This is a genomic window from Streptomyces sp. NPDC033845 (assembly GCF_055576225.1).
Genome location: NZ_JBVIRI010000011.1, coordinates 108,183 through 134,749, shown reverse-complemented (window position 1 = coordinate 134,749; position 26,567 = coordinate 108,183). Strand labels below are relative to the sequence as shown.

General features: G+C 73.4%; 23 protein-coding genes. 14 read left to right on the top strand and 9 right to left on the bottom strand.

All coding sequences use genetic code 11. The annotated features are described in order from the left end of the window. Positions 1-29: 29 nt before the first annotated feature. On the top strand, positions 30-734 hold the full coding sequence (locus tag ACZ50K_RS23695; protein WP_468906334.1) for a (2Fe-2S)-binding protein: 705 nt from the start codon (positions 30-32) through the stop codon (positions 732-734). A 26-nt stretch (positions 735-760) separates the two neighbouring features. On the opposite strand, the gene ACZ50K_RS23690 is transcribed toward ACZ50K_RS23695, so the two are convergent. Further along, complete coding sequence (locus ACZ50K_RS23690) at positions 761-2,572, bottom strand: S8 family peptidase (RefSeq protein WP_468906331.1); 1,812 nt, start codon at positions 2,570-2,572, stop codon at positions 761-763. Between the two features lie 220 nt (positions 2,573-2,792). Then, a complete protein-coding gene (locus tag ACZ50K_RS23685) occupies positions 2,793-4,172 on the bottom strand; it encodes a cation:dicarboxylate symporter family transporter (protein WP_468906328.1) in 1,380 nt (459 codons plus the stop codon). 109 nt (positions 4,173-4,281) lie between these two features. On the opposite strand from ACZ50K_RS23685, the gene ACZ50K_RS23680 reads away from it, so the two are divergent. Continuing rightward, entirely contained in the window at positions 4,282-5,868 is a 1,587-nt protein-coding gene (locus ACZ50K_RS23680; RefSeq protein WP_468906325.1) for a sensor histidine kinase, read from the top strand. After that, the gene (locus ACZ50K_RS23675) at positions 5,865-6,611 is read left to right on the top strand and encodes a response regulator (protein WP_468906322.1); all 747 of its coding nucleotides are present in this window, start codon (positions 5,865-5,867) and stop codon (positions 6,609-6,611) included. The genes ACZ50K_RS23680 and ACZ50K_RS23675 overlap by 4 nt, the downstream gene beginning before the upstream one ends. Here ACZ50K_RS23675 and melC2 read toward each other — a convergent pair. After that, the gene (gene melC2 / locus ACZ50K_RS23670) at positions 6,551-7,414 is read right to left on the bottom strand and encodes a tyrosinase MelC2 (RefSeq protein ID WP_468906319.1); all 864 of its coding nucleotides are present in this window, start codon (positions 7,412-7,414) and stop codon (positions 6,551-6,553) included. The genes ACZ50K_RS23675 and melC2 overlap by 61 nt on opposite strands. Then, positions 7,411-7,833, bottom strand: coding sequence for an apotyrosinase chaperone MelC1 (gene melC1, locus ACZ50K_RS23665; RefSeq protein WP_468906316.1), 423 nt, complete (start codon positions 7,831-7,833; stop codon positions 7,411-7,413). The genes melC2 and melC1 overlap by 4 nt, the downstream gene beginning before the upstream one ends. Before the next feature lie 257 nt (positions 7,834-8,090). Here melC1 and ACZ50K_RS23660 point away from each other — a divergent pair, with 257 nt between their 5' ends. From ACZ50K_RS23660 to ACZ50K_RS23650, 3 genes are all read left to right on the top strand, one after another. Beyond that, positions 8,091-9,485 (top strand): glutamate decarboxylase, encoded by a 1,395-nt coding sequence (locus ACZ50K_RS23660; RefSeq protein WP_468906313.1) that lies wholly within the window; start codon positions 8,091-8,093, stop codon positions 9,483-9,485. Positions 9,486-9,543: 58 nt separating this feature from the next. Beyond that, positions 9,544-10,122: a TetR/AcrR family transcriptional regulator gene (locus ACZ50K_RS23655; protein WP_468906310.1), complete on the top strand. Its 579-nt coding sequence runs from the start codon at positions 9,544-9,546 to the stop codon at positions 10,120-10,122. 121 nt (positions 10,123-10,243) lie between these two features. After that, positions 10,244-11,026, top strand: coding sequence for an oxidoreductase (locus tag ACZ50K_RS23650; protein ID WP_468906307.1), 783 nt, complete (start codon positions 10,244-10,246; stop codon positions 11,024-11,026). Between the two features lie 55 nt (positions 11,027-11,081). On the opposite strand, the gene ACZ50K_RS23645 is transcribed toward ACZ50K_RS23650, so the two are convergent. From ACZ50K_RS23645 to ACZ50K_RS23635, 3 genes are all read right to left on the bottom strand, one after another. Then, positions 11,082-13,613 carry a helicase associated domain-containing protein gene (locus ACZ50K_RS23645; RefSeq protein ID WP_468906305.1) on the bottom strand — a complete coding sequence of 844 codons (2,532 nt, stop codon included), beginning with the start codon at positions 13,611-13,613 and terminating at the stop codon, positions 11,082-11,084. Between the two features lie 116 nt (positions 13,614-13,729). Then, positions 13,730-15,562, bottom strand: coding sequence for a sigma-70 family RNA polymerase sigma factor (locus ACZ50K_RS23640; protein ID WP_468906302.1), 1,833 nt, complete (start codon positions 15,560-15,562; stop codon positions 13,730-13,732). Between the two features lie 126 nt (positions 15,563-15,688). Further along, the gene (locus ACZ50K_RS23635; protein WP_468906300.1) at positions 15,689-16,498 is read right to left on the bottom strand and encodes an IclR family transcriptional regulator; all 810 of its coding nucleotides are present in this window, start codon (positions 16,496-16,498) and stop codon (positions 15,689-15,691) included. 94 nt (positions 16,499-16,592) lie between these two features. On the opposite strand from ACZ50K_RS23635, the gene ACZ50K_RS23630 reads away from it, so the two are divergent. Then, the gene (locus ACZ50K_RS23630) at positions 16,593-17,288 is read left to right on the top strand and encodes a bifunctional 4-hydroxy-2-oxoglutarate aldolase/2-dehydro-3-deoxy-phosphogluconate aldolase (RefSeq protein WP_468906298.1); all 696 of its coding nucleotides are present in this window, start codon (positions 16,593-16,595) and stop codon (positions 17,286-17,288) included. Beyond that, the gene (locus ACZ50K_RS23625) at positions 17,285-18,316 is read left to right on the top strand and encodes a PfkB family carbohydrate kinase (RefSeq protein ID WP_468906296.1); all 1,032 of its coding nucleotides are present in this window, start codon (positions 17,285-17,287) and stop codon (positions 18,314-18,316) included. The genes ACZ50K_RS23630 and ACZ50K_RS23625 overlap by 4 nt, the downstream gene beginning before the upstream one ends. Positions 18,317-18,429: 113 nt before the next feature. Here ACZ50K_RS23625 and ACZ50K_RS23620 read toward each other — a convergent pair whose 3' ends face one another. Beyond that, entirely contained in the window at positions 18,430-19,776 is a 1,347-nt protein-coding gene (locus tag ACZ50K_RS23620) for a glycoside hydrolase family 18 protein (RefSeq protein ID WP_468906293.1), read from the bottom strand. A gap of 148 nt (positions 19,777-19,924) precedes the next feature. Further along, on the bottom strand, positions 19,925-20,818 hold the full coding sequence (locus tag ACZ50K_RS23615) for an AraC family transcriptional regulator (RefSeq protein WP_468906290.1): 894 nt from the start codon (positions 20,816-20,818) through the stop codon (positions 19,925-19,927). A gap of 151 nt (positions 20,819-20,969) precedes the next feature. On the opposite strand from ACZ50K_RS23615, the gene ACZ50K_RS23610 reads away from it, so the two are divergent. From ACZ50K_RS23610 to ACZ50K_RS23585, 6 genes are all read left to right on the top strand, one after another. After that, positions 20,970-21,728 (top strand): SDR family NAD(P)-dependent oxidoreductase, encoded by a 759-nt coding sequence (locus tag ACZ50K_RS23610; RefSeq protein ID WP_468906287.1) that lies wholly within the window; start codon positions 20,970-20,972, stop codon positions 21,726-21,728. A gap of 36 nt (positions 21,729-21,764) precedes the next feature. Beyond that, positions 21,765-22,532, top strand: coding sequence for an MBL fold metallo-hydrolase (locus ACZ50K_RS23605; protein WP_468906285.1), 768 nt, complete (start codon positions 21,765-21,767; stop codon positions 22,530-22,532). Positions 22,533-22,689: 157 nt separating this feature from the next. Then, positions 22,690-23,772, top strand: a complete 1,083-nt coding sequence (locus ACZ50K_RS23600) for a LacI family DNA-binding transcriptional regulator (RefSeq protein ID WP_468906282.1) — start codon at positions 22,690-22,692, stop codon at positions 23,770-23,772. Beyond that, on the top strand, positions 23,769-24,656 hold the full coding sequence (locus ACZ50K_RS23595; RefSeq protein ID WP_468906280.1) for a sugar phosphate isomerase/epimerase family protein: 888 nt from the start codon (positions 23,769-23,771) through the stop codon (positions 24,654-24,656). Before ACZ50K_RS23600 ends, ACZ50K_RS23595 begins: the two co-directional genes overlap by 4 nt. 218 nt (positions 24,657-24,874) lie before the next feature. Then, a complete protein-coding gene (locus tag ACZ50K_RS23590; protein ID WP_468906277.1) occupies positions 24,875-25,849 on the top strand; it encodes an aldo/keto reductase in 975 nt (324 codons plus the stop codon). 111 nt (positions 25,850-25,960) lie between these two features. Beyond that, on the top strand, positions 25,961-26,428 hold the full coding sequence (locus ACZ50K_RS23585; protein ID WP_468906274.1) for an ankyrin repeat domain-containing protein: 468 nt from the start codon (positions 25,961-25,963) through the stop codon (positions 26,426-26,428). Positions 26,429-26,567: the final 139 nt, after the last annotated feature.

The window sequence follows — 26,567 nt, the reverse complement described above, 5'->3', positions numbered from 1 at the left end:
CCCGATCCGGTGCGGATACCGTCTCCGGCATGGAAGAGCTCAGCGAGGCGCCCGTGGAAGAGACCCTGCGGAGGCTGGGCCGGGCCGGTTCCTTCTTCACCGTGAGCTGCGGGGAGGAGCCGCCCGGCGGCGGCTTCCGCACCCTGGCGGAGCTGTACGGGGACGGCCCGCACCTGGCGGGCTACGTGGCCGAGGTCGGGCGGCGGATGGGCGGGGCCGGTCCCCGGGTCGCCGCCTCCACCCTGCAGTTCGGGCTCGCCGCCCGGATGTGGTCCCTCGGACTGGGCGCGGTCGCGCTCTCCGGCAGGGTCCCCGACCTGAGTCCGGAGCGGGTCCGGTGGCGGCTGCCCGCCGGGAGTTCCGTGGAACTGTGGATGCCCGATCCGCGGCCCCGGCCGGCGGCCGAGCTGGGCCCGACGGTCCTGGCCCATCTGGAGCTCCTCCAGTCGGCGCTGCGGGACCGCTACCGGGTCTCCCCGCGGACGCTGACCGGGAACTCGGCCTCCGGCCTGGTGGGCGCCCTGCGCGAGCTGGTCAACCGGATGCCGGACACCGAACGCTCCGCCGCCCCGGTGGTCGCCGGACTGCTGGCGGAGGGTCCGCTGGCCGGCACCGGAACCTTCGTCCACGAGGAAGGCCTGGGAGTGGCCTTCCTCCGGAACAGCTGCTGCCTCTACTACCGGGCCCCGGGCGGCGGCCTCTGCGGGGACTGCGTGCTGCGCTCCCGCCGATAGCCGGCCCGCCCGGGCCCCGGGGAACCTCAGAAGGTGAGGTTCCAGGCGTCGATCTTGCCGGTGTCGGCGTTCGCGTTGTCGTTCACCCGCAGCTTCCAGGTGCCGTTGGCGACCTCGCTGGAGGCGTTGACCGTGTAGGTCTGGACGATGTTGTCGGCGCTGCCGCCGGTCCGGTTGTGCAGGACGTACACCGTGCCGTCGGGGGCGACCAGGTCGACCTTCAGGTCACCGATGTAGGTGTGCTTGATGTCCACGCCCACCTTGAGGGTGGCCGGGGCGTTGCCGGTGACCCCGGTCACCGCGATGGAGCTCTCCACGGTGGTGTTGTCGGGAACGGTGACATCGGTCAGGTTCTCGAAGTACTTGCCGGGGGGCGGGGTGGAGCCGCCGACCGCCTTCAGCGCGTCGACCCGGCCCTCGCCGAAGAAGGAGTTCTTCGCGGTGGTGCCGGTGCAGCGGCTGTCCGACGGGCAGGCCAGGTCGGTGGAGTGCTCGGCCAGCTTGTCGCGGATGTCGGCCGGGGTGTACGCCGGGTTGGCGCTGGCCAGCAGCGCGGCCACGCCCGCCACGTGCGGGGAGGCCATGGACGTGCCGCTCAGCGAGGAGTACTTGCCGCCGGGCACGGTCGAGTACACCGACTCGCCGGGCGCGGACACCTCGATCACGTTGCTGCCGAAGTTGGAGAAGGAGGCCTTGGAGGTGCCGTTGGTGCCCAGCGCGGCCACCGTGACCACGCCCGGCAGCTCGGCCGGGATGTCGAGGCAGTCGTTGGTGATGTTCCGGGTCACCGGGGTGGAGTCGTTGGGGCTCGCGGTGTCGGTGGTCTTGGCCGCCAGGTTGTAGTTGGCGTTGCCCGCCGCGGCGACCTGGAGCGAGCCCTTGTTCTCCGCGTACTTCTGGGCCCGGCCGACACCCTCCAGGATGGCCGCCTGGTCCACGTTGTTCGGGCAGTTGAACTGCCACGGGTCGGTGTAGTAGCTGTTGTTGGTGACCTTGAAGCCGTGGTCACCGGCCCAGACGAACCCGCAGATGGTGTTCTCGGGGAAGAACAGGGTGGTGCCCGGCTCGGCGATGCGGACCGAGGAGATCTTCACGCCCGGCGCGACGCCGATGGCGCCCTTGCCGTTCTTGGCGGCGGCGACCGTACCGGCCACATGGGTGCCGTGCTGGTCCACGTCCCGCCAGGCGCCCGCCCGGGTGTCCGGCTTGCCGTAGGCGCAGGAGACCGAGTCGGCCGCGTTGAAGTTCGGCGCGATGTCCTGGTGCTGGTCGTCGACGCCGGTGTCCAGGATGCCGACCTTCACGGACGGCGAGCCGGTGGTGACGGCCCAGGCCTGGTCGGCCTTGATCTGGGTCATGTCCGACCGGACGGGCTCGGTGGAAGGAGCCGCGGACTGGGCCGGGTTGGCGGGCAGCGCCGGGTTGTAGGCGTCCGCCGGGACGTCGGAGGTGCGGGTGGCGCCGACCTGCTGCACCCCGGAGACCCCGCGCAGGGTCGAGGCGAAGGTGGCCGAGGCCGAGTGGGCCACGATCACGCCGATGGGGTCGAAGGTGGAGAAGACCGTGCCGCCGTTGGCCGTCACGGCCGAGGTCACGGCGGCGGTGCCGCCGGGAGCGGTGATCACCAGGTAGGCACGGGTGCCGGCGGCCCAGGTCGCACTCTGGGAAGCCGGCGCCGCGGCCGGGGCCTTGGCCCGGAAGGTCGCCGCGGGCGCGCCCGAGGGACTGACCGGAGCGGTGTCGGCGAGCGCGGCGGGGGCCGCGAAGGTCAGCGCGGCTCCGATCGCGGCAGCGACCGCGAGGGTACGTCGGGGGCGGCTGGATATGTGGGGTATCAATGCGTCCTCCGATGACCCGGGGTGCGGGTGGCACCTACCGGGTCGTACGAAACGAGTGGTGGACGCAAGATGGCAGAAGGAGGCACCCCGGGGGAAGTACCTTTCGGCGCACGTCAGTTCTCCTCCGCATGGCTGAAAACGATCGTTCACCGAGGAGACCGGCCGGGCGGGGCGCCATGGGGGCGCGCCCGGCCCGGCCGGCCGTCGAGGGGGCCTGCGATCAGGCCCTGACCGGGTCCTTCTCGTCCAGGTTCAGATCCGGGCCGTGCTCCGCCGCCGGCCTGGCCGGCACCACGGGGGACGGCCCGTGCCCGTCGGAGTTCAGCGTGGTCTCGTCGAACGGCAGCCTTCCGGAGAGGACTTCGGCCGCCCGGGCCTTGTCGAACTCCTTGGTCCAGGTCCCCACCAGCACCGTCGCCACCGCGTTGCCCGCGAAGTTGGTCAGCGCCCGGGCCTCGCTCATGAACCGGTCGATGCCCACGATCAGGCCGACCCCGTCGACCAGTTCCGGCCGGTGCGACTGGAGCCCGCCGGCCAGCGTGGCCAGTCCGGCCCCGGTCACCCCCGCCGCACCCTTGGAGGCGATCACCATGAACAGCAGCAGCGAGATCTGCTCGCCCAGGGCGAGCGGCTTGCCCATCGCCTCCGCGATGTACAGGGAGGCCATCGTCAGATAGATGGCCGTGCCGTCCAGGTTGAAGGAGTAGCCGGTGGGCACGGTGATCCCGGCGACCGGCCGGGACACCCCCAGGTGCTCCATCTTCGCGATCAGCCGCGGCAGCGCCGACTCGGAGGAGGAGGTCGACAGGATCAGCAGGAACTCCCGCCCGAGGTAGCGCAGCAGCGCGAACACGCTGACCCCGGTGCACACCCGCAGCAGGGTGCCCAGCACCAGGAACACGAACAGCAGACAGGTGGCGTAGAAACCGATCATGATCACCGCGAGGGACTTGAGGGCGTCCACGCCGGTCGCCCCGACCACCGCCGCGATCGCTCCGAACGCGCCCACCGGCGCCGCCCACATGATCATCGCCAGCACCCGGAACACCAGCTGCTGCACATGCCCGATCCCGCGCAGCAGCGGCTCGCCCGCCGACCCCATCGCCTGGAGCGCGAACCCGCACAACAGGGCCACCAGCAGCGTCTGGAGCACCTCGCCCTCGGTGAACGCCGACACCAGGGTGTGCGGGATGATCCCCAGCAGGAAGTCCGCCGTGGACTCGGCCCCGCCGGCCTTCGCCTGCGCCTCGCCCGCGCTGCGCACCGCCTCGGTGAGCTGGAGGCCGTGCCCGGGCTCCAGCAGGTTGCCCACCAGCAGGCCGATGCCCAGCGCGACGGTGGACATCACGGTGAAGTAGCCCAGCGCCAGTCCGCCCACCGCGCCCACCTTGGCGGCCTTGCGGACCGAGCCGACCCCCAGCACGATGGTGCAGAAGATCACCGGCGAGATCATCATCTTGATCAGGTTCACGAAGCCGGTGCCCAGCGGCTTCAGTTCCACGGCCACCCCGGGCGCGGCGAAGCCCGTGACGATGCCGAGGATCACCGCGGCGATCACCGCGATGTACAGATAGTGGGTCCGGTCCCGCCTGGCGGCCACGGTGCCTCCTGGATTGCGCGTGAGTGTTCCGGGAAGACCATCGCGCAGCGCTGTGACCCCGGTCACCCTTGCGTTCATTGAGTTCACGGACCGGTGCACACTGAACGCCATGTTCCGCATCCCCCGTCCGCGCAGCCTGGCCGGGCAGCTCTTCGCCATGCAGGTGGTGCTGGTCGCGGCCGTGGTGGCCGGCTGCGCGGTCTTCGCGTACGCCACCGCCCGCGGTCAGGCCGAGGAGGCCGCCGAACGCCAGGCCGGCGCGGTCGCCCGCGCGGTCGCCGACTCCCCGTCCGTCCGGGACGCGGTCCGGGCGGCCTCCCGTACGGACCCGAGCGCGGCCCTCCAGCCGTACGCCGAGCGGGTCCGGGCCGACTCCGGCGTGGACTTCGTGACGATCATGGCCCCGGACGGGCGCCGCTGGACCCACCCCGACTCCCGCCGGATAGGCGAACGCTTCCTCGGCAACACCGGGCCCGCGCTGCGCGGCGAGACCTTCAGCGAGACCTACACCGGCACCCTGGGACCCTCCATCCGGGTGGTCACCCCGCTGCGCGACGGGGAGCGGATCATCGGGCTGGTCAGCGCCGGGATCACGGTCCGCGCGATCAGCGACCGGCTCGGCGACCAGATCGCCGCCCTGGTCTGGGTGGCGGCCGGCGCCCTCGCCCTCGGCGGGGCCGGCACGTACGTGGTCAACGCCCGGCTGCGCCGGCACACCCACGGCATGAACGCGGCCGAGCTCAGCCGGATGCACGACTACCACCAGGCCGCCCTGCACGCGGTCCGCGAAGGGCTGCTGATGCTCGACGGACAGCGCAGGATCTCCCTGGTCAACGACGCGGGCCGGGAACTCCTCGGGGTCCGGGGGGAGGTGGTCGGACTGAACATCGCCGATCTCGGCCTGCCCGTCCCGCTCACCGGCGCCCTCCTCGCCGACCGGCCCCGGGTCGACGAGGTGCACCTGACCGCCGACCGGGTCCTGGTCGTCAACAGCGCACCGGTGGCCGGCGGCGGCCGCCGCGGCACCGTGGTCACCCTGCGCGACCACACCGAACTCCAGGCGCTGACCGGGGAGCTCGACCACGAGCGCGGGTTCACCCAGGCGCTGCGCTCCCAGGCGCACGAGGCGGCGAACCGGCTGCACACCGTGGTCTCGCTGGTCGAACTCGGCCGCACCGACGAGGCGGTGGAGTTCGCCACCGCCGAGCTGGAGCTGGCCCAGGCGCTCACCGACCAGGTGTTCGCGGCCGTGGACGAGCCGGTGCTGGCGGCCCTGTTGCTGGCCAAGGCGGCCCAGGCGCACGAGCGCGGGGTGGAGCTCGTGGTCACCCCGGACAGCCGGCGGCTGACCGCCGGGGCCGGGGAGCCGCCGGCCCGCGACCTGGTCACGGTGCTCGGCAATCTGATCGACAACGCGATGGACGCGCTGACCGGGGTGCCGGGCGCCCGGATCTCCGTCACGGCCCGTCCCGAGGGGCCCGATCTGCTGCTCCGGGTGGCGGACAACGGGCCCGGACTGCCGGCCGGCGCCGATGTGTTCCGGCGCGGCTGGTCCGGCAAGGGGGAGGGGCGCGGGCTGGGCCTGGCCCTGGTCCGGCAGGCCGCCCACCGCAACGGCGGCGAGGTCACCGCCGCCGACCTGCCCGGCGGCGGGGTCGCCTTCACCGCCCGGATCCCGGTCGGGGGCCGGCGGTGACCGGGGACCCCGGGGGGCCGGGCGCCGCCGCGGTGCGGGTGCTGGTGGTCGAGGACGATCCGGTCGCGGCGGACGCGCACGCCCTGTACGTGGGCCAGGTGCCCGGGTTCGAGGCCGTCGGGGCGGTCCACTCGCTGGCCGAGGCCGCCCGGGTGCTGGACCGCACCCCGGTGGACCTGCTGCTGCTCGACCTCACCCTGCCGGACGGGCACGGGCTGCGGTTCGCCCGCGGCCTGCGGGCGGCCGGGCATCCGGTGGACGTGATCGTGGTGACCTCGGCCCGGGACCTGGCGGTGGTCCGGGAGAGCGTCTCGCTGGGGGTGGTCCAGTACGTGCTGAAGCCCTTCGCCTTCCCCACCCTGCGGGAACGGCTGCTGCGCTACGCGGAGTACCGGGCCGCCGCCGGGGCGGGCGAGGCTGCGGGCCAGGACGATGTGGACCGCGCCCTGGCCGCGCTCCGGGCCCCCCGCCCGGCCGCGCTGCCCAAGGGGCTGAGCGGACCGACCCTGGACCGGGTCGCGGTCCTGCTGAAGGAGGCTCCGGAGGGGCTGACCGCGGCCGGGGCGGCCGAGCGGGCGGGCATGTCGCGGATCACGGCCCGGCGCTATCTGGAGCATCTGACGGACACCGGCCGGGCCGTCCGGGCGCCCCGCTACGGACAGGTGGGGCGCCCCGAACTCACCTACCGCTGGGTGCCGGAGGCGGGCCCGCCGGCCGCCGCCGGTTCGGTGTCGAAGGTGTAGAACTTCCGGTGGTCGAGCAGGTCCGCCGGGGTGACGTCGCCCCAGGGCCGCATGGTGTCGCCGAGGTCGACCACGTTCGGGGTGCCGCCGGTGGGCAGGTAGCCGGACCGCGGGTGCCGGGCCTGCCAGTCGGCCCACAGCTTGTCCACGTAGGCGTGGTGCATCCAGAACACCGGGTCGTTGGGGGAGACCCCGGTGCCCATCTGGCCGCCGACCCACACGTGCACCCGGTTGTGCAGGCTGGCGCCGCGCCAGCCCTCCAGATGGTTGCGGAACCCGGCCGAGGAGCTGTTCCAGGGGGCCGCGTCGTAGACCGGCATGGCGAGGACGTTCTCGACCTCGGCCTTGGTCGGCAGCTGGGCCACCCCGGTGCCGAGCGCCCGCCGCAGGTACGGCCGGCCGTCCACCTGCACCCGCATGTCCCATTTGCCGGTGGCGTAGGCGAAGGGGCCGTCCATCACCTGGCCGTCCCGGGCCCGGCCGGTGCCACCGAGGAAGTCGGCGGCCCACAGCGAGGACCGGGAGGTGCGGTCGGCGGTCCAGTCCCAGTAGGGGAGGGTGACCGCCGGGTCCACCCGCTGGAGCTCGCCCTCGAACTCGATGAGGAAGCGGCGGTGCCAGGGCAGGAAGGAGGGGGAGCGATGGCCGACCCGGTCGCCGGAGTCGGTGTCCGCCATGATGAACCCGTTGTGGGTGGTGACGAACCGGTCGTAGGCCCCGGTCCGCTTGAGCTCCAGCAGGGCGTCGGTGAACCGCTTCTTCTCGGCCGCCGTCAGCGTGGCCTGGTTCTTGCGCACGGTCATGCCGCACCGCCGAAGCCGAAGGGGACGAGGGAGGCGCCCTGGAGCTCGCGGACGGCGGCCCGGGCCAGTCCGCGCAGATCGGCGAAGGTCTCGTAGTGGTTGACCACGCTGATCCAGCTGCCGTCGGCGTTGCGCATCACGTGCAGGTCGCGCCCGTCTATCCGGACCGAGGGCCCGTCGGGGGAGTGGTGGCCGCCGTGCCCGCCGGCCTCGCCGGCGGGGGTGATCTGTATCCGGCGGCCGAGGTAGACCTCGTCGACGGTGCCGGCCGGGGCCCCGGCGGGTGCCGCGGATGCCGCGGACGCGGCCTGGGCCGGGGTGCGCGCGGTGGTGACCGCGTGGGCGGTGGTGGCGAGGCCGAGGGCCGTGAGGGTGGCGGCCGAGGTGCCGAGCGCCCGCCGCCTGGTGATCTTGTTCATGACAGGAAGAAGTAGCAGTGTCCCGGAGACACACGGGACGGATCCGGACATCGCCGGATTGGTTGCCCTGAGAACAAGTTTGATGATCTTCCCGTCCGAACCGGCTCCAGTGGCCCGGACGGGAAGACCTTGCGCGCTGAGCCTACTTCACCGGAGATCCTGCGGCCGACGGGGGGTTCCATGGCGGGGCTCACACTCGGGAGTCGACCGGAAGCGCCCTGAAGCCACATCAGCGGAATGTCCAATATAGTCCGGATATGGCACTTCATGAGATGAAGGATCCGCGGTCCGGGGACTCCGAAGCCGATGTGTTCACCTCCACGATGAGCGGTCAGGTCCTCCCCAAGAACCGGATGCCCGAGGGCCACACCCCCGCCGAGGTGGTCTACTCGCTGCTCCGCAACGAACTCCTGCTCGACGGCAACGCCGCCCAGAACCTCGCCACCTTCTGCACCACCTGGTCGGACGACGAGGTCCGCCGGCTGATGGACGACTGCCTCGACAAGAACATGATCGACAAGGACGAGTACCCGCAGACCGCCGAGATCGAGGCCCGCTGCGTCAACATCCTCGCCGACCTCTGGAACGCCCCTCCCGGAACCTCCGCCACCGGCTGCTCCACCACCGGCTCCAGCGAGGCCGCCATGCTCGGCGGACTGGCCCTCAAATGGCGCTGGCGCGAACGCCGCCGCGCCGAGGGCAAGCCCACCGACCGCCCCAACCTGGTCTGCGGCCCGGTCCAGATCTGCTGGGACAAGTTCGCCCGCTACTTCGACGTGGAACTCCGCCAGGTCCCCCTGGAACCCGGCGCCACCGGGCTGCGCCCGCACCAACTCGCCGCGTACGTGGACGAGAACACCATCGGGGTGGTGGCCATCCTCGGGGTCACCTACACCTGCGACTACGAACCGGTCGCCGAGATCGCCGCCGAACTCGACCGGATCCAGGCCGAGCACGGCTGGGACGTCCCCGTCCACGTGGACGCCGCCAGCGGCGGCTTCGTCGCCCCCTTCCTGCACCCCGACGTGGTCTGGGACTTCCGGCTCCCCCGGGTCGCCTCCGTCAACACCTCCGGCCACAAGTACGGCCTGGCCCCGCTCGGCGTCGGCTGGATCGTCTGGCGCACCGCCGACCTGCTCCCCGCCGACCTGGTCTTCAAGGTCGACTACCTGGGCGGGGACATGCCCACCTTCGCCCTCAACTTCTCCCGCCCGGGCGGCGAGATCATCGCCCAGTACTACCTGTTCCTCCGGCTGGGCCGGGACGGCTACCGGCGGGTCCAGCAGGCCTGCGCCGACACCGCCCGGTTCCTGGCCGGACGGATCGCCGACCTGGGGCCGTTCACCCTGCTCTACGACGGCCAGGGCGCTCTGCCCGCCGTCTCCTACACCCTCACCGACCCCGAGGGTGCCGGATTCACCCTCTACGACCTCTCCGACCGGCTGCGGATGCGCGGCTGGCAGGTCCCCTCGTACCCGCTGCCCGCCGACCGGGAGCGGACGGTGATCCAGCGGGTGCTGATCCGGCACGGGGTGACCCGCGATCAGATCGCCCTGCTGGTCGAGGACCTGCGCCGGGCCGTCGAGCACCTGGAGGCCGTCGGGGCACCCGCCCGCCCCGAGGGGACCCCGCGCTCCGGTTTCCACCACTGAGCGGTGCGCGGCCGCGAGTAATTGACCTTGAGGTCAAGAACAGTGCTACGGTGGCCGCATGGGCAGACCGAGGCAGTTCGATCCGGACACGGCGGTGGAGCGCGCGATGGACGTGTTCTGGCGCAAGGGGTACGCGGCGACCACGCCGCAGGACCTGGTGGACGAGCTCGGCATCGGCAAGGGCAGTCTCTACAACGCCTTCGGCAGCAAGCAGGCCCTCTTCGAGAAGGCCCTCGCCCGCTACCGCGACAGCCAGGCCGCCTGGCTGGCCGAGCTCCTCGACCACCCGGGCTCGGCCCGGGACCGGCTGCGCGGCGCACTGGAGGCCCTGGTCGAGATGGACCTGGGCGATCCGGACCGCCGCGGCTGCATGGCCGTCAACACGGCGGCCGGCCCGGCCCTCGCGGACCCCTGGACCGCCGACACCGTCCGCGGGATGTTCGCGCGGACCGAGAGCGCGTTCCGGGCGACCGTCGAGGAGGGTCAGCGGGCCGCCGAGATCGACGCCGACCGGGACGCCGCCGAACTGGCCTCCTGGCTGCTGGCCACCGTGATCGGCATGCGGGTGCTGGCCAAGACGGCCCAGGACGCCACCCGGCTGCGGCGGGTGGTCGACGCCGTGATGGCCGCCGTCTGAGCCGCCCGATCCGGCTCGGCCCTGTCTGTTCCGGCCCCGTCCGATCCGACCCGGCAGTCGCCGGGCTCTTTTTTCGCACCAGTTCTGTACCTACAGTTCAAGAATATTGGGGGAATCCGTCATGGAACTCGATCTCACCGGAAAGACCGCCGTCGTCACCGGAGCCAGCCGGGGCGTCGGCCTCGCGATCACCCGCCGGCTGATCGCCGAAGGGGTCCGGGTGGTCGGCGCGGCACGCACCGTCACCGCCGAACTGGTGGAGTCCGGCGCCCACCCGGTCGCCGCCGACCTGAGCACACCCGGGGGCGCCGAGGAACTCGGAACCCGGGCCCTCGCCGCCCTCGGCGGAGTCGACCTCCTCGTCAACAACATGGGCGGCGGGGACGACATCACCCTCACCGGGTTCCTCGCCACCGACGAGGAGGTGTGGCAGCGGAGCTTCGAGGTCAACCTGTTCGGCGCCGTCCGGGTCACCCGCCGACTGCTGCCGGCCATCCTGGAACGCCGGGGGTCGGTGGTGAACATCTCCTCCATGTGCGCCCGCCTGCCCAGCACCGGCCCCATCGAGTACAGCACCGCCAAGGCCGGCCTCAACGCCTTCGGCAAGGCCCTGGCCGAGGAGTTCGGCCCCCTCGGCGTACGCGTCAACACCGTCTCGCCCGGCCCCACCCGGACCGCCATCTGGGAGGACGGCAACGGCTTCGGCGCCCGCCTCGCCGAGGCGCACGGCACCGGGCACCGCGAGTTCCTGAGCACGGTGCCCGCCCTGATGGGCATGACCACCGGCCGGCTGGTCGAACCCGAGGAGATCGCCTCCGTGGTCGCGTTCCTCGCCTCGGACCGGGCCGCCAGCATCACCGGGGCCGACTACGCGGTCGAGGGCGGTGCCATCAAGACCGTCTGAGCGTGGCCGGCGGCGACGGCCGGGACGGGCGGCGGCCGGGGTCAGGCGGCCGGGGTCACGGGGGCGGCCCGGCCGCCCAGCGCATGCCGAGGGCGTCCAGGGCGGCCACCCGCTCCGGGGTCAGCCGGGCCGCCCGGGACCGCTGGTTGGCGATCCAGGTGCCCAGCCGCAGCTCCCGCCCGCCGACCCGCTCCACATGACCGCGCGGCACCACCAGGTGCCGTTCCCGCTCGTGGAAACGACGGGCCGCCGCCAGATGGTCCGCCCACTTGTCGGTCTGGCTGCGGCGCGGCACCGGCCGCTCCCCGGCCGGGGCCCCGGTGATCCCCAGCGTGTGCTCCAGCAGCCACCGCTGCGCCCAGCGGAGCCCGTCCCAGCCGAGCCGCTGCCGGCGCACCCAGGCCCCGAGGTCCTCGCCCCGCACCACAGCCTCACCTGGCCCGGTGGGCAGCACCCCGCCCGCCGCCACCAGCTCCCGGGTCAGCTGGAAGGCGCGCTGCCAGCCGATGTCCCACTCCGGACACCAGGACGCGTCCACCTCCTCCAGGGCCTCCCGCCGGTCCGCCGGGAGCACCCCCCGGCGGGCCGCCGCCCGGTTGTTCTTCATCCAGATCCCGACCGGGGCCCCGTGCCAGGTCGCGTCCGCCGGCGGCAGCAGATGGCCGTGCTCGGCCGCCCAGGCCCGGGCCGCCGACAGCCCCTCCTCGAAGGCCACGTCCACGTGGCTCCACACCATGCCGAGCGCCTCCAGCGAAGCCACCCGCTCCGCACCCAGCGCACCCCGGCGATGGGTCCGCCGGGCGTCGGCGATCCACTGCCCCAGGGGGAAACCGGCCACCCCCGCCACCCCGGAGGCCCCCGCCACCCCGGCGGCCCGGCCCGATGCGCCGTCCGACGCCTCCGGGGCGCCCGGAGCGCGGTACCCGAACGGAACCTTCAGATCCCCCGTCAGCCCCCGGTACGCCCGGGCCGCCTCCAGCCCCCGCCGCCAGTGCTCGTGCTCCGGATGCAGCACCCGCAGCCGGACGAACGCGGCCAGCAGCGCCGGATCCCGGGGCACCGAGAAGGCCAGCAGCTCCCGCGCCCCCGCACTGATCCCGCCCGCCCCCGCCGCGCCCCCGGTCTGCTTCGGGGCCGAACTCGGCGCCTGCGGCTGGGCCAGCGCTTCCACCAGCCGGGCGTCGTGCGCCCGCAGCGCCTCCAGCAGCCGCGCCAGGCTCCCGTACGCCCGGGAGGTCAGCATGGACTCCGGACTCTCCCCGGGCCCCAGCAGCACCGGCACGACCAGCGAGGCGACCTTGCCCTCGCCCGGTCGGATCCGCAGCGCCCGGCCCACCGCCTGCACCAGATCCGGCATCGAGCCGCGCACGTCCGCCCAGAACACCGAATCGCAGTCCCGGATGTCCACCCCCTCGCCGAGCACCCGGACGCTCCCGAGGAACGCCCGCTCCGCCACCCGGGGATCCGCGAACGCGCCCAGCACCCGGCGCCGGTGCTCCGCCGGATGCCGTCCGCACAGCCAGTCCGCCCACACCCGGCGCGGATAGGCGGGCCGCACCGTACGGCCGGTCTGCCGCAGCCGGGCCGCCACCGCCGGGAGCCCGGCCGCGAACGCCTCGGCCTCCCGGGTCAGATGGTGGAAGACGAGGGTCCGGCGGAAGTCCTGGTCGGCGGCGGCCTTCACCAGCGCCGTCTGCAGGGCCGCCAGCCGGGCCCCGCGCACCGCGTCCGAACGCCCGTCCGCACCAAGCAGGACCGCGGCCCGGAACCCGGGGTCGGTGACGTCCACGCACACCACCCGGTAGGGCGCGCAGATCCCGCGGTCGATGGCCTCGCTGAGCGACAGGGTGTGGCAGCGGGACCCGAACGGCCCGGCCGGATCGTCCTCCATCGAGGCGACCAGGGTGCCCCGGCCGCCCACGCCACCGCCACCGTCTCCGCCCGCGTCCCCGCCCCCGCCGCTGCCCGGTTCGACGGCGTCCGCGTCCTCGGGATCGCGCCAGACCCGGGGGGTGGCCGTCATGTAGAGCCGGCGGGCGGCCGGCAGCCGGCGGTCGTCGTGCACCGCCGCCCAGGGCTTGCCGATCCGCCCGGAGGTCCGGTGCGCCTCGTCGACCACCACCAGGTCCCAGGCCGGCAGACCGGCCCGGTGGGCCCGCTCCAGGGTGCCCAGCCCCAGCGAGGCGTACGTGGCGAACACCGTGATCCGCTCAGCCCGCCCGGCCCAGGAGGCCAGTTCGGCCGGATCGGTGGTGGTGGGGAACCCCGCGTCCGCCTCCCGCAGCGAGCACACCCCGGCCATCGGACCGGAACGTCCGCCCTCCCGCCAGGCCGCGCCCGTCTGCACCAGCAGGTCCAGCGAGGGCAGCAGGACCAGCACCCGGCCGGCCCGCAGCTCCTCGGCGGACCGGACCGCCACCAGGGTCTTCCCGGACCCGGTCGCCATGATCACCTGGGTGCGCAGCCCGCCCCCCGAGGAGGCCCCGGGCTCCGGGGCGGCGACGGCGCCGGGGTCCGCCGGCCGGAGGGCCCGCAGGACAGCGTCCACCGCCTCCCGCTGGTGCGGCCGGAGTTGTTTCCGCGCCATGTGTTCCGCCCCCGCCCGCTGTTATCTGCCCGTTCTCCTCCAGTCTCCATCCTCGGACGGAAAAGAAGCCAGGGACACGAGGGCGGGTGACGGCGGAACCCCGTTGCCCCCGGGCGTTACCCCTTGGCGCCGAAGTTCTGGGTCCACCAGGGGCCGCCGGACCCCTTGTGGATACCCACACCGATGTCCTTGAAGGCGCAGTTGAGGATGTTCGCCCGGTGCCCGGAACTGTTCATCCAGGAATCCATCACCTGCGCGGCGGTCTGCTGGCCCCGGGCGATGTTCTCCCCGTACGTCGACCAGCGGTAGCCGGCCGCCGTGGTGCGGTCCCCGGGGTCGGAGCCGTCGGGGCTGGTGTGCGAGAAGAAGTCCTGCGCCGCCATGGCGTCGGAGTGGCCCTGTGCGGCCGCCCGGAGCTGGGAGTTGTCCTTCAGCGGACCGCAGCCCGCCGCCTTCCGCTCCTTGTTGACCAGCGCCACCACCTCGGCCGCCGCACCTTGCGGGGCCGGCGCCGGGCGCGGGGCGGAGGTGCGCGGGGTGGGCGGCACCGAACTCCGCGACGGGGTCTTCTTCGGGGTCTTCGAGGGTGCCGGGCTCTTGGACGGCGAGGAGCTCGCGGAGGGGCTGGCGCTGGGCGACGGCTTGCCGGAGGCGCTGGGGGAGGGGGAGGCCGCGGTGGGCGAGGCCGGCGGGGTGGTGGCCCCGCGCGCGGTCAGCGCGGCCAGCGGGGAGGCCTGGGCACCCGGCGTCGAGGCCCGGGCCCCCTCGTCCTCGGGCCCGCCCCCGAGGTACCACATGCCGCCGCCCGCCACACAGGCCGCGACCACGGCCGCGCCCACCGCGCGCCGGCGGTTGCGGCGCCGCTTGCGGGCAAGCCCGCGGGCGTCCCCGCCCTCCCCGGCCCGGTGCCGCCCGGCCTCACCGGCTCCGGCCCCGGCTCCGGATCCGGCCCCGGAACCGGAACGCGAGCCGGAGCCGGCCTCCGGGCCGTGGCCGAAGGCGGGGTCCCGGCCTTGGTCGTAGTGGTAGCCGTAGCCGGCGGCCGGGTCGGTCCCGCCCGGGTACCCCGTACCGCCGAGGTGGTCCGTACCGGCCGGGTACCCCGTACCGCCCGGGTAGCCGGCCGCGGAGGCCGAGCCGGCCGGGGCCAGACCGGTGGCCGTCCGCACCCCGGACAGCAGCGCCAGCGACACCGGCACCAGCGCCAGGCCGGCCAGCAGGCCCTCCGCCGGGACCAGCCCGCTCCACAGGCCCGAACAGCGCACGCACTCCCGGGCGTGCCGGGCTATCCGCTTGCGCCACAGCGCCGACGGGCGGCCGTCCCAACCGGCCAGCACCGGCCGGAGGTCCTCACAGGGCGGGGCCGCGGCCAGCGCCCGGACCACCACCCGGGCCGCCTCCAGCTGGGCCTTCATCCGCTGCACCCGCACCGCGGTGTGCTGCGGGCTCAGCTCCAGGGCCGCAGCCACCTCCGCCCGGGTCAGCTCACCCGCGCACTCCAGCCACCACAGGGACAGCAGCCCGCGGTCGTCGGGCTCCAGCCAGCGGGTCGCCCGGGCCGTCTCCTGGCGCTGTCCCGCCAGTTGCAGCCGGGCCACGGTCAGGTCCACGAAGTCGGCGCCCGGGTCGGCGAGTCCGGCGGCCTCCTCCAGACCGGCCGGGCCGGTCTGCCGGTCCTGCCAGTGGGCCCGCACCCGGTTCATGGCGATCGCCACCAGCCAGGACCGGAAGCTCTCCGGGCTGCGCAGCCCGCCCAGCCCGTCCAGCGCCCGGAGCATGGTGTCCTGCACCACGTCGTCCACGTCGCAGGATCCGCCCAGGGCCCGTCCGACGATGTTGTACACCAGGGGCAGATGGGTGCTGACAAGGTCGTCCTGGGCCCGCGGATCGCCCTCCCGGGCGGCCGCCACCAGTGCCGCGAATCCCGCCGTGCCGTGCTGATCGTTCATGTGATGATCCCTGTCCGTGCCGCCGGTCGATGATGCCCAATGACTGGGAGACCGTCGAGGGGACGCGGGATAACAGTTATCGGACGGCTGATTCTCACAGCATCAGATTTTCATGGCATCCGATGGTCACAGCAGGGGCGCGAGGGCCTCGGCGGCGGCCCTGAGGGCGGGGGCGTACGACTCGATCTCGGCCCGGTCGACCAGGAAGGTGACCGTGGTGACGCTGACCCCGCCCACCGGCCGGCCGTCCGGGCCGGGCACCGCGGCGCCCACGCAGCGGATGGTGGACTCGTTCTCCTCGTCGTCCACGGCGAAGCCCCGGGCCCGCACCGCCGCCAGTTCGGTCCGCAACTCGGCCTCGGTGGTCAAGGTGCGGGGCGTACGGCGCGGCAGCCCGGCGGCCCGGACCAGGGCGCGAACCTCGTCCTCGGGGAGTCCGGCCAGGATCGCCTTCCCGATCGCGGTGGTGTGCAGCGGCATCCGCATGCCCGTCCGGGAGGCGGTCCGGAAGGGCTGGTCGCTCTCCAGCTTCCGGATGTAGGTGATCCCCTCGCCGCTGAGCAGGGCCAGGTGCACGGTCTGCCCGGTGGCCCGCCGGAGTTCGTCCAGGATCTCCCCGATGCTGCCGGGCTCGCCGCCGCCCACCATGGCCGCGAGCCCGCGCAGCCGGGGCCCGACGGCGTAGCGGCCCTCGCCCGCCGGGCGGACGAAGCCCTGTTCGGCGAGGGCCGCCAGGATCCGGTGGGTGCTCGACTTGGGCACCCCGGCGGCCGCCATCAGCTCGGTCAGCCGGTGCGGTCCGCCGGGTGCGGCGACCGCCTCCAGGATCCGCATCGACTTCTCCAACGCCGTCCCGGCCGCCGAGGTCCGGCCGCCCCGCGCCGCGCCGTGCCCGGTCTCCCGGTCGCCGCCCCGGGACTCCTGATCGATGGACACCGCAACTCCCGCCCTGGGTATGGGTATGGTCTGTACCAGCAAGTTCCGGCACACGATACCAAGTTCCACTAAGTGGAACGCTTGGGAGGGTTCGTTGTCCCCCGATCCGCACCAGGTCCCGTCCCGCCACGCCCCGTCGTCCTGCCACCCCCACGCGGTGATCGCCGCGCAGCGGCTGATCCCGGTGCTCCGCGACGCCGACGCCGACAGCGCGGTCCGGCGGACCCGGGCCCTGCTCGCCGCCGGCTGCCGGGCCGTGGAACTGACCACCTCCACACCCGGCTGGGCGGAGGCCGTGACCCGGACCGCCCCGCTCGCCGACGCCCACGGCCGCTCCGCCCTGATCGGGGTCGGCACCGTCACCACCGCCGCCCAGGCGACGGAGGCCCTGGACGCCGGCGCCGGGTTCCTGGTCTCCCCACACCCCGCACCCGAGGTCCACGAGGTCGCGCGACGGCGCGGCACGGTGTTCGTCGAGGGCGGGTTCACCCCCGGGGAGATAGCCGCGGCCGTCCGGGCCGGCGGTGCGGCCAAGGTGTTCCCGGCGCATGTCGGCGGCCCCGGCTTCATCCGCTCCCTGGCCGCCGTGCTGCCGCCCGCGCTGATCGTGCCCACCGGCGGGATCCGGCCCGCGGAGGTCCCGGACTGGCTCGACGCGGGAGCGGCCGCCGTCGGCATCGGCGGCGGCCTGCCCGAGGGCCCCGCCGAACTGGCCGCCCTGTTCACCGGACTGGCCCTCCCGTGCGGCTGCGGCACCGGCTGCGCCCCCGGCCCCGAGACCACCCGATGACCCCGCCTGCCCCGGAATCCCCGCCTGCCCCGGGAGCCCCGCCTGCCCCGGGAACCCCGTCCGGCCCGTACGACGTACTCGTACTCGGCGAGGTGCTCGTCGAGGTCCACGCCGGCCGCCCGCTCAGGGAGGCGGCGGAGGGCACCACCGCCCGGATCTCCTACTCCGGGGACGCACTGAACGCCGCCGCCGCAGCTGTGGCCGCCGGCGCCCGGACCGCCCTCCTCGCCGTGGTCGGCGAGGACGAACTGAGCGTCCCGCTGCTGGCACGCGCCACCGCCCTGGGCATCGACATCAGCCATGTCCGCAGCTCCCCGCGCCCCAACGGGGCGTACCTGCTGTCCTCCGACACCGAGGGCGACCGCGAGTTCGTCTACTGGCGCACCGGCAGCGCCGGCTCCACCCTCTCCATGGACCACGTCGACTCCTGGCGCGGACTGCTCTCCGCCACCCCCGCCCTGATCACCAGCGGAATCACCGGGGCGCTGTCACCGAGCAGCCGGGAGGCCGTGATCGCCGCCGCCGAGGCCGTGCACACGGCGGGCGGGCACCTCTCGTACGACCCGAACCACCGCCCCCGGCTCACCGGCTGCACCGAGGCAAGGGAACTGCTCGCCCGGATCGCCCCGCTGACGGGCCTGCTCAAGACCTCCTGCCCGGCCGACGCCCTCGCCCTGGTCGGCACCGGGGATCCACTGACCGCGGCCGAACGCTATCTGGCCCTGGGCGCGCGGGCGGTCGCCGTCACGGCCGGCCCCGAGCGGCTGCTGCTCCACGACGGCCGCACCGCGACCCGGCTGCCCGTACCGGTCAATCCCGCCCCGCTGGACGCCACCGGCGCGGGCGACTGCTTCACCGGCACCACCACCGCCCGACTGGCCCTCGGCGATCCCCTGCCCCAGGCCGTCCGGTACGGGGCCGCCGCCGCCTCCCTCTCCGTCTCGGGCCGCGGCGGCACCGGCCACATCCCGCCGTTCACCGAAACAGCGGCCCTGGCCGCCGACCAGACGGCGGACCGAACACCCTGAACGGGGGCGGCAGGCGCGCTGACGGGGCGGACATGGTGGGGCGCCGCCGGGCCGGAGTGCTCTCCGCGGCCCGGCGGCGCCGGTCACAAGGGGATCCGGGTTCCGTCCGCCGCTCAGCGGCCGCGCAGACCCCGGTCCACGGCCTTGATCAGTTCGCCGTCCGCGGTGTCCGCGTCCAGCGACCAGAACATGGCCCCGCCCAGACCCTTCTCACGGACGTACTCCGACTTGGTGCGCAGCACCTGCGGGTCGTCGTAGGTCCACAGCGTGGTGCCGTCGAACAGCCAGGCGTGCCCGCCCTTGCGGTCCCGGTGGACCTTGTAGCTGCCGTTCGAGGCCAGCTTCTTCAGCTCCTTGTAGTCCTCGTACCCGGCGGCCCAGGTGGCGGGGGCGGGGCCCGTCGCGGGCTGACCGAGACCGTCGCCGCCACCGCTCACACCGGTCCAGCCCTGACCGTAGAAGGGCATGCCCACGACCAGCTTGTGGGCCGGGGCCCCGCGCCGCAGCCAGGACTTCACGGTGCCGTCCACGCTGAAGTCGTTGCGCGCGTACAGCGCGGACTGCTGGGCGGTGTTCTTCTCGCCGGAGACGTGGAAGTCATAGCCCTGGAGGTTGACGAAGTCGAAGTCCCTCATGATCCGGGGGACATCGAAACCGGCGTCGATCTTCGCCGGGGCCGTCGGCACGAAGGCGGTGAGCTCGTACTTCCGCTTCTTCGTCTTCCCGTAGGCATCCAGCTGGGTGCGGAACTCGCGGACCAGAGCGGTGAAGTTCCGTTTGTCCTCCGGCCGGAACTTGGTGTCGGTGTCGCCCTCCGAGCCCGGCCACTCCCAGTCCAGGTCGATGCCGTCGAAGATCCCGGCCGCCGAACCCGCGCCGCCGCGGGTGCCGTCCTGCGGCAGGTTCCCCTTGATGTAGAGGTCCAGGCAGGACTGGACGAAGGCCTTGCGGGAGGCGGGGGTGAGCGCCGCGTCCGAGAAGTGCGTGGACCAGCTCCAACCGCCCAGCGAGATCAGCACCTTGAGCTGCGGGTGCTTGGCCTTGAGCTCGCGCAACTGGTTGAAGTTGCCCGCGACCGGCTGCTCCCAGTCGTCGGCGACCCCGTCCACGGAGTTGGCGGCGTCCAGCGGCCGCACGTAGTCGGCCCAGGCATCCGCCTCACCGGGCACGTTCCCGGTGAAGCACTTGCCGTCCGCGCTCACATTGCCGAAGGCGTAGTTGATGTGGGTGAGTTTGGCGGCGGTGCCGCTGGTGTCCAGGTCCTGGACCTGGAAGTCCCTCCCGTAGACGCCCCATTGGGTGAAGTAGCCGACCCGCTTCAGGGGACGGCTGTGGTGGCGCTCACCACTGCCGGCATCGCCGCCGGAGGTGGCGCTGGCCGTCGCGGCGGGCGCGAAGGCGGCCAGCAGGGAGAGGGAGCAGGCGGCGACTGCCAGCCTGCCGAGCATGCTGCGGCGCATGGGCTTCCTTTGCTGAGGATGCGGGGAATATGCGTCGTGCGAGGTGCATGCCGGAAACTATTGGTCTGGACCAGCTTGGTCAAGAGCCCCACCCCACCCCACCCGGAATCAACCACCCGTCCACCCCCGCCGGCCCCCGGGGAATGGCTCAGGGGAGCGCGGGCGAGGGGAGGCGGAGACGGGTGGCGTCCTCGCTGGGAGGCGCGCCGAACTGGCGGCGGTACTCGCGGCTGAACTGGGACGCGCTGTCGTACCCCACGCGGTGTCCGACCCCGGTGACATCGCGCGGGTGAGTGGCGAGCAGCAGGCGGGCCTCCTGGAGTCGGACCTGTTTCTGGAACCGGATCGGGCTCAGCGCCGTCACGGCCTGGAAGTTCCGGTAGAACGCGGAGACGCTCATCCCGGAGAGCCGCGCCAGGTCCTCCACCCGGAACGGTTCCGCGTAGTGCTCCCGGATCCAGCGCACGGCCCGCGAGACCTGGCTGAGACTGCTGTCCGCGAGCCCGAGCTGGCGCACCGCATCGCCCTGCTCCCCGGTGACCAGCCGCCACAGGATCTCCTGCTTCACCAGCGGGGCCAGCACCGCCCGGTCGCGGGGCTCGTCGAGCAGGCGCAGCAGCCGGAGCACCGCGTCGAGCAGCACCTCGGGGGCATCGCTGACGGCGATGCCGGGCTGCGCGCCCGTGCCGCCCCGGGGGGTGGTTCCGGGCCCGGCCCGCAGCAGCAACTCCGCGACGGCGGAAGGCTCCAGGGTGAGGCCGAACCCGAGGGCCGGGGCCTGCGGGGTGGCTCCGACGAACTGGCCGGTGACCGGCAGATCGACCGAGGCGACGAGGTACTGGCCGGGCCCGTACTCGAAGATCCGGTCGCCGTGCACGAGGCGTTTGGTGCCCTGGGCGATGACGGCGAGGACGGTCCCGGAGGTCGAGGGAGCCGGCGGGTCGGACCGGTCCACCTTCGAGATCAGGACCCCGTCGATCGCGGTGGTCCAGTCGGCCCGAGCGTGCCGGGCCAGCAGGGTGCGGAGCTCTTCCAGGGCCATGCCTCCATTCCAGCACTACCGCCCCCTGATTCCCCCAGGAGAGAGGATCGTGCAAGTCATCGATTCGATCGTTCTAACGTCCTCGCAGCTCACAGCCGTTGAATGGAGATGTAGCCACCGGAGAAACCACACAGCACTCAGGAGGATCATCATGAAGGTAGCCATCGTCACCGGTGCCAGCTCCGGGATCGGGCGGAGCGCGGCGATCGAGATCGCCCGGCGGGGAACCGGGGTCATCCTGACCTATGGCGGCAACGAGCAGGGCGGACTCGACACCGTGGCCGCCATCGAGAAGGCGGGCGGCACCGCGATCGCCCTGCCGCTGGACCTCGCCGACACCGGCACCTTCCCCGCCTTTCGCGAGGCCGTCACCGAAGCGCTGCGCACCACCTGGCGGCGGGACACCTTCGACCACCTCGTCAACAACGCCGGTTCCGCCCGGATGGCGATGTTCGAGGACACGACCGAGGAACTCTTCGACGGACTGATGCGCGTCCTGCTCAAGGGTCCCTACTTCCTGACCCAGAGCCTCCTGCCGCTGATGACGGACGGTGGGGCGATCGTCCTGACCAGCAGCAGCTCGGCCACGGCGGCGAGCCCCGAGCCCGGCTACTCGGCCTATGCGTCGATGAAGGGCGGCCTCAATGTACTGACCCGCTATCTGGCCAAGGAACTCAGCGCCCGCGGGATCCGGGTGAACGCCGTATCCCCCGGGCCCACCCGCACCCGCCTCGGCGACGACGCCTTCGAGCGGTTCCCCGAGGTGATCCCGGCCCTGGCGGCCCGGACCGCGCTGGGACGGGTCGGCGAACCCGAGGACATCGGTGCGATGATCGCCACCCTGGTCTCGGAGGACAGCGCCTGGGTCACCGCCCAGAACATCGAGGTCTCCGGTGGTTTCGACCTCTGACCCCGATCTCGCACCCGATCGAACGGAGCCCGGCCGATGACGGCGGACGCCCCCATCCACCTGACCGTGCTGGGCAGCGCGACCCCCTACCCGGCACCGGACAACCCCTGCTCCGGCTACCTCCTCACCCATGCCGGCATCCGCCTCTGGATGGATGCCGGCCCGGGCACCCTGGCCGCCCTCCAACGGCACACCCCACTGGACGCCCTGGACGGCATCTGGATCTCCCATCTGCATGCGGACCACTGCTCCGACCTCCTCACGGCCTATTACGCCCTGCTCTTCGCCGACATCCGACTCGCCTCCCCGATCCCTCTCTTCGGACCGCCCGGCATCGCCGACCGGCTCGCCGGGTTCCTCACCAACGGACCGGACCGCAGCCCCATCGAGTCCGCCTTCGCCATCCACGAACTGTCCGACGGCCACATCGCGGTTCTCGGCCGGCTCCGCCTCACCTCCCGGGCCGTCGAGCACGGACTGCCCGCCTTTGCCGTCCGGGCCGAGGCGGACGGAGCCTCTCTCGTCTATTCAGGGGACTGCGCCCCCTGTCCTTCTCTCACCGAACTCGCCGCAGGCTGCGATCTGCTGCTCTGTGAGGCCGACGGGAACCCCGAGGGTCACCACACGCCCGAACAGGCCGGGGCCGCCGCCGCGACCGCCGCTGCCGGGTGCCTGGTCCTCACCCATGTCGGCCACACCTCAACCCCGGAACAGGCCGTCGACCGGGCCGCCACCCGGTACGCCGGTCCTGTTCACCACGCCACCCCCGGCCGGGTGTTCGAGGTGACGGGGAGGAGGGAGTAGGAGCGGACGAGGAGGATAGAAAGCGCTTTCGCTGTCATCAGGCTAGGTTGCCGAAGCAGAGCTCTGCAACACACGAACGGGTGATAGTAAGCGCTTTCTTTTTCGGGCACCATGGAAGTGGCCCGGAAGACCGGGCGAGGTCGAGGAGGGGTGGAAGATGGCAGTGACCCTGGCTGAAGTCGCGGTGCACGCGGGAGTTTCGTCCGCGACCGTCTCCCGGGTGCTCAACGGCGGCTATCCGGTCGCCGGAGGCACCCGCACCCGGGTGGAGCGGGCCATCGAGGAGCTCGGCTATGTGGCCAACGGCCCGGCCCGGGCCCTCGCCGCCGCCACCTCCGACCTCGTCGGAATCCTCGTCCATGATGTGGCGGACGGTTTCTACGGAATCCTGGCCGGCTCCTTGCAGCGCGCACTGAGCCCGGCCGGTCAGCCCGGCGGTGGCCGTCTCGCCGTGGTCTGCAACACCGAAGGCCTCCCCGCCGCCGAACTGGCCTGCCTCACGCTCATGGAAGGCCAGCGGGCCGGCGGGATCGTCCTCACCGGCGGTGCCGTCGAAGACCCGGCCCACACCCGCGCCCTCACCGACCGGATCACCCGGATGGCCACCGCCGGTGTCCCGGTGGTGCTCTGTGGACGGCCCGCGCTGCCGGTCCCCGACGGACTCCCCGTCTCCACCGTGGTGTTCGACGACCGCGCCGGAGCCTTCCGCCTCGCCGAACACCTCCTGGCCCTCGGCCACCGCCGCATCGCCCATATCGCGGGACCCCCCGGCCTCAGCACCGCCCGGGAGCGACTGTCCGGCCACCGTGCCGCGCTCCGACAGCACGATCCGGCACTCGCCGACGCCTCGGCCGAGCTCACCGTCCACGCCCGGTTCGAACGTTCCGCCGGCTATGACGCCACCCGCGAACTCCTCCGCCGCCGCCGGGCACCGTTCACCGCCCTCGTCGCCGCCAGTGACACCATCGCGCTGGGTGCGGCGGCGGCCCTGCGGGAGCAGGGCATACGCATCCCGCAGGACGTCTCCCTGACCGGCTTCGACGACATGCCGTTCTGCGTGGACACGGCACCCGCCCTCACCACCGTCCGGGTCCCCCTGCGTGCCGCCGGAGAACTGGCCGCCCAACTGGTGACCGGCCGCCGACAGCCCCCGCCCGGCGGCATCACCACCCTGCCCACCGAACTGATGGTGCGCGACTCCACCGCGCCGCCACCCCAGCATCCGAGGAAACGGCCATGAAGTACGCCTTCTCCACGCTCGGCATCCCGGGCCGGACCGTCGAGGAGACCGCCGCCCTCGCCGCCGAGCACGGGTTCGACGGAGTGGAACTCCGGGCCCACCCCGAGGAACCACTGCACCCCGGGACCCCGTCCGCCGCCAGGGCCGCCGCCGTGAAGACCTTCGCCGCAGCCGGTGTCACCGTCCTCACCGTCGCCGGATACGCCAAGGTCGCCGCAGCCGGGGAGGACGACCCGGTCCTCGCCGAACTCCTGTCGCTGATCGTCCTCGCGGCCGAACTCGGGGCGGCATACGTCCGGGTGTTCCCCGGAGGAGGGCACCTCCGGGAAGCCGAGGCCGACGCCCACGCGGTGCGCCGCCTCGCCGCGGCGGCACCCTTCGCGGAACGGCACCAGGTGCGAATCCTTTTGGAGACCCACGACTCGCACCGCACCGGGGCCGCCACCGGCCGGGTGCTCGACCGGGTGGCGCATCCAGCGGCCGGCGCGCTGTGGGACGTACTCCACACCTGGCTGGGCCGGGAGGACCCGGCCGACTCCCGAAGAGCCCTGGCCGGGCATCTGGGGTACCTCCAGGTCAAGGACGTGGCCTCGGCCACCGAACTGACCCCCCTGGCCCTGGGGGAGGGGGTATTACCGCTGGCCGAAGCGGTGGAGGCCGTTCCGCCGGACGGCTGGGTCTGCTGGGAGTACGAGAAGCGCTGGTACCCGGACGCGGCCGAGCTGCCCGGCCAACTCACCCGCGGCCGCGAGCACCTGGCCGGCCTCGCGTGCCGCGCCCGCGGCCTCCGGGCCGGGTCCCCACCCGCCCCAGGGGATGCGCGGGGTCCCGGAGTCGCGGATCGGGCACACGACTCGGGCCGTGAGGAGGGGGGGGCGGAGTGACATGAACGGGCAGGTGTGAGCGGGGTCACGATGGGCGGGTCCCGGTCGGGCTCCCAGGGCCGCCATCCGGGAGTCTGTGGCCGGGGGGTCAGCCTCCGGATCGCCTCGGGTTCCGGAGGCCGGGTCGGCGGGGCCTTGGTGGCCGAAAACCCGTGATCGTGCCGCCGCCCAGGGGATAGCGTGTGGATCATCCACATGTAGAGGAGCGAACCGTACCCATGCGCTATGTCCCCCTCGGCAACTCGGGTCTCCAGGTCTCCGCCGTAGGCCTCGGATGCAACAACTTCGGCCGCACCCTCGACGCAGCCGCCACCCGCGCCGTCGTCGACGCCGCCCTCGACGCCGGCATCACCCTGCTGGACACCGCCGATATCTACGGTGGCCGCGGAGGCTCCGAAAGCCACCTCGGCGAGGCCCTCAAGGGCCGCCGTGACCAGGTCGTCCTCGCCTCCAAGTTCGGCTATGGCGGCGTGGACATGGAGTACGGGCCGGCCATCGGATCGCGCGGCGGCCGCCGCTACATCCGCCGTTCCGTCGAGGAGTCCCTGCGCCGCCTCGGCACCGACCACATCGACCTCTACCAACTGCACAGCCCGGACCCGGCCACCCCGCTCACCGAGACCCTCACCGCCCTCACCGAGCTGGTCACCGAAGGCAAGATCCGCTATCTCGGCCACTCCAACTTCTCCGGCTGGCAGCTGGCGGAGGCCGCACATGTGGCTCGGGAGACCGGTTCGGCCGCCTTCGTCTCGGCGCAAAACGAATGGTCGCTGCTGGAGCGCTCAGCGGAGCGCGAGCTGGTCCCGGCCGCCGTCCACTACGGAGTCGGCGTCCTGCCCTACTACCCGCTGGCCAACGGCCTGCTCACGGGCAAGATCCGTCGCGGCGCCCCGGTTCCGGCCGGTTCCCGGCTGCACGGTGAGGACGAGTACCTCACCGACCGTCGGCTCGATGTGGTCGAGGCGTTGGCCGCACTCGGGGAGAAGCACGGCCGTAGCGTCCTGGAACTGTCGATCGGCTGGCTCTCCGCTCAGCCGGGCTGCGCCTCGGTCATCGCGGGTGCCACCTCGGCAGCCCAGATCCGCGCCAACGCGGCCGTGGCCGACCGCCCGCTGGACGCGGAGCTCCTCGCCGCGGTCACCGAGATCTCCGACAGCGCGGGCTTCGGCCCGGGCGCGTCCAGCACCGCCTGACGCTCCCTGGCCGCCCCCAATCCGGGGATCAGGGGGCGGTTCGGCGGCCAGCCGTTCGGTCGGTGAGTGGGTGAGTGGGTGAGTGATTGCTCGGTGGGCGGAGGGGGAGACGTGAATCGCCGTCAGCGGAAGAAGCTTTCGCGGCCGCTGGTGGCTGCGGCCGGATTCGGGCGGCTCGGGGAGGTGGAGGCGCTGTTGAAAGCGGGGGCTCGGGCCGGGGCGGCTGACCGGGACGGGACCACGCCGCTGTATGCGGCGGCCGTGTGTGGTGCCATCGAGACGGTGCTGGTGCTGCTGGCGGCCGGTGCTGACCCGGACGTCGAGAGCGGGCACGGGAGCGAGGGGACCCCGCTCTGCGGGGCGGCGGCCTGGGGGCATGCGGACACCGTTCGCGTTCTGCTTGCCCACGGGGCGGACCCACGTCTTCGCGAGGACCGCGGCACCGGCTACAGCCCGCTCGACTGGGCCCGCCGCGGTCCCCACCCGGAGACGGTGGCCCTGCTCGCCGCCGCGGAGGCCGAGTGGACGGCGACGGCCCCCGGAGTGGCTCGGGCGGCCGTCCGGGGCACCGCCGGGTGAGGCACGCCCGGCCCACTCGGGCGGCCCGCCCCGGGCCCGCCTGGACCCACTCGGGCGGCCCACCCAGGCCTGCTCCGGGCCCGGCTGGACCCGCCCGGGCGGCGCGCCCCGGGCCCACCCGGGCGGCCCACCCAGGCCT

Excerpts from the sequence above, each read along its gene's own strand:
- ACZ50K_RS23695 (WP_468906334.1), top strand. The coding sequence starts at position 30 with ATGGAAGAGCTCAGCGAGGCGCCCGTGGAAGAGACCCTGCGGAGGCTG.
- ACZ50K_RS23680 (WP_468906325.1), top strand. The coding sequence starts at position 4,282 with ATGTTCCGCATCCCCCGTCCGCGCAGCCTGGCCGGGCAGCTCTTCGCC.
- melC2 (WP_468906319.1), bottom strand. The coding sequence starts at position 7,414 with ATGACCGTGCGCAAGAACCAGGCCACGCTGACGGCGGCCGAGAAGAAG.
- melC1 (WP_468906316.1), bottom strand. The coding sequence starts at position 7,833 with ATGAACAAGATCACCAGGCGGCGGGCGCTCGGCACCTCGGCCGCCACC.
- ACZ50K_RS23660 (WP_468906313.1), top strand. The coding sequence starts at position 8,091 with ATGGCACTTCATGAGATGAAGGATCCGCGGTCCGGGGACTCCGAAGCC.
- ACZ50K_RS23655 (WP_468906310.1), top strand. The coding sequence starts at position 9,544 with ATGGGCAGACCGAGGCAGTTCGATCCGGACACGGCGGTGGAGCGCGCG.
- ACZ50K_RS23650 (WP_468906307.1), top strand. The coding sequence starts at position 10,244 with ATGGAACTCGATCTCACCGGAAAGACCGCCGTCGTCACCGGAGCCAGC.
- ACZ50K_RS23645 (WP_468906305.1), bottom strand. The coding sequence starts at position 13,613 with ATGGCGCGGAAACAACTCCGGCCGCACCAGCGGGAGGCGGTGGACGCT.
- ACZ50K_RS23640 (WP_468906302.1), bottom strand. The coding sequence starts at position 15,562 with ATGAACGATCAGCACGGCACGGCGGGATTCGCGGCACTGGTGGCGGCC.
- ACZ50K_RS23625 (WP_468906296.1), top strand. The coding sequence starts at position 17,285 with ATGACCCCGCCTGCCCCGGAATCCCCGCCTGCCCCGGGAGCCCCGCCT.
- ACZ50K_RS23620 (WP_468906293.1), bottom strand. The coding sequence starts at position 19,776 with ATGCGCCGCAGCATGCTCGGCAGGCTGGCAGTCGCCGCCTGCTCCCTC.
- ACZ50K_RS23615 (WP_468906290.1), bottom strand. The coding sequence starts at position 20,818 with ATGGCCCTGGAAGAGCTCCGCACCCTGCTGGCCCGGCACGCTCGGGCC.
- ACZ50K_RS23610 (WP_468906287.1), top strand. The coding sequence starts at position 20,970 with ATGAAGGTAGCCATCGTCACCGGTGCCAGCTCCGGGATCGGGCGGAGC.
- ACZ50K_RS23605 (WP_468906285.1), top strand. The coding sequence starts at position 21,765 with ATGACGGCGGACGCCCCCATCCACCTGACCGTGCTGGGCAGCGCGACC.
- ACZ50K_RS23600 (WP_468906282.1), top strand. The coding sequence starts at position 22,690 with ATGGCAGTGACCCTGGCTGAAGTCGCGGTGCACGCGGGAGTTTCGTCC.
- ACZ50K_RS23595 (WP_468906280.1), top strand. The coding sequence starts at position 23,769 with ATGAAGTACGCCTTCTCCACGCTCGGCATCCCGGGCCGGACCGTCGAG.
- ACZ50K_RS23590 (WP_468906277.1), top strand. The coding sequence starts at position 24,875 with ATGCGCTATGTCCCCCTCGGCAACTCGGGTCTCCAGGTCTCCGCCGTA.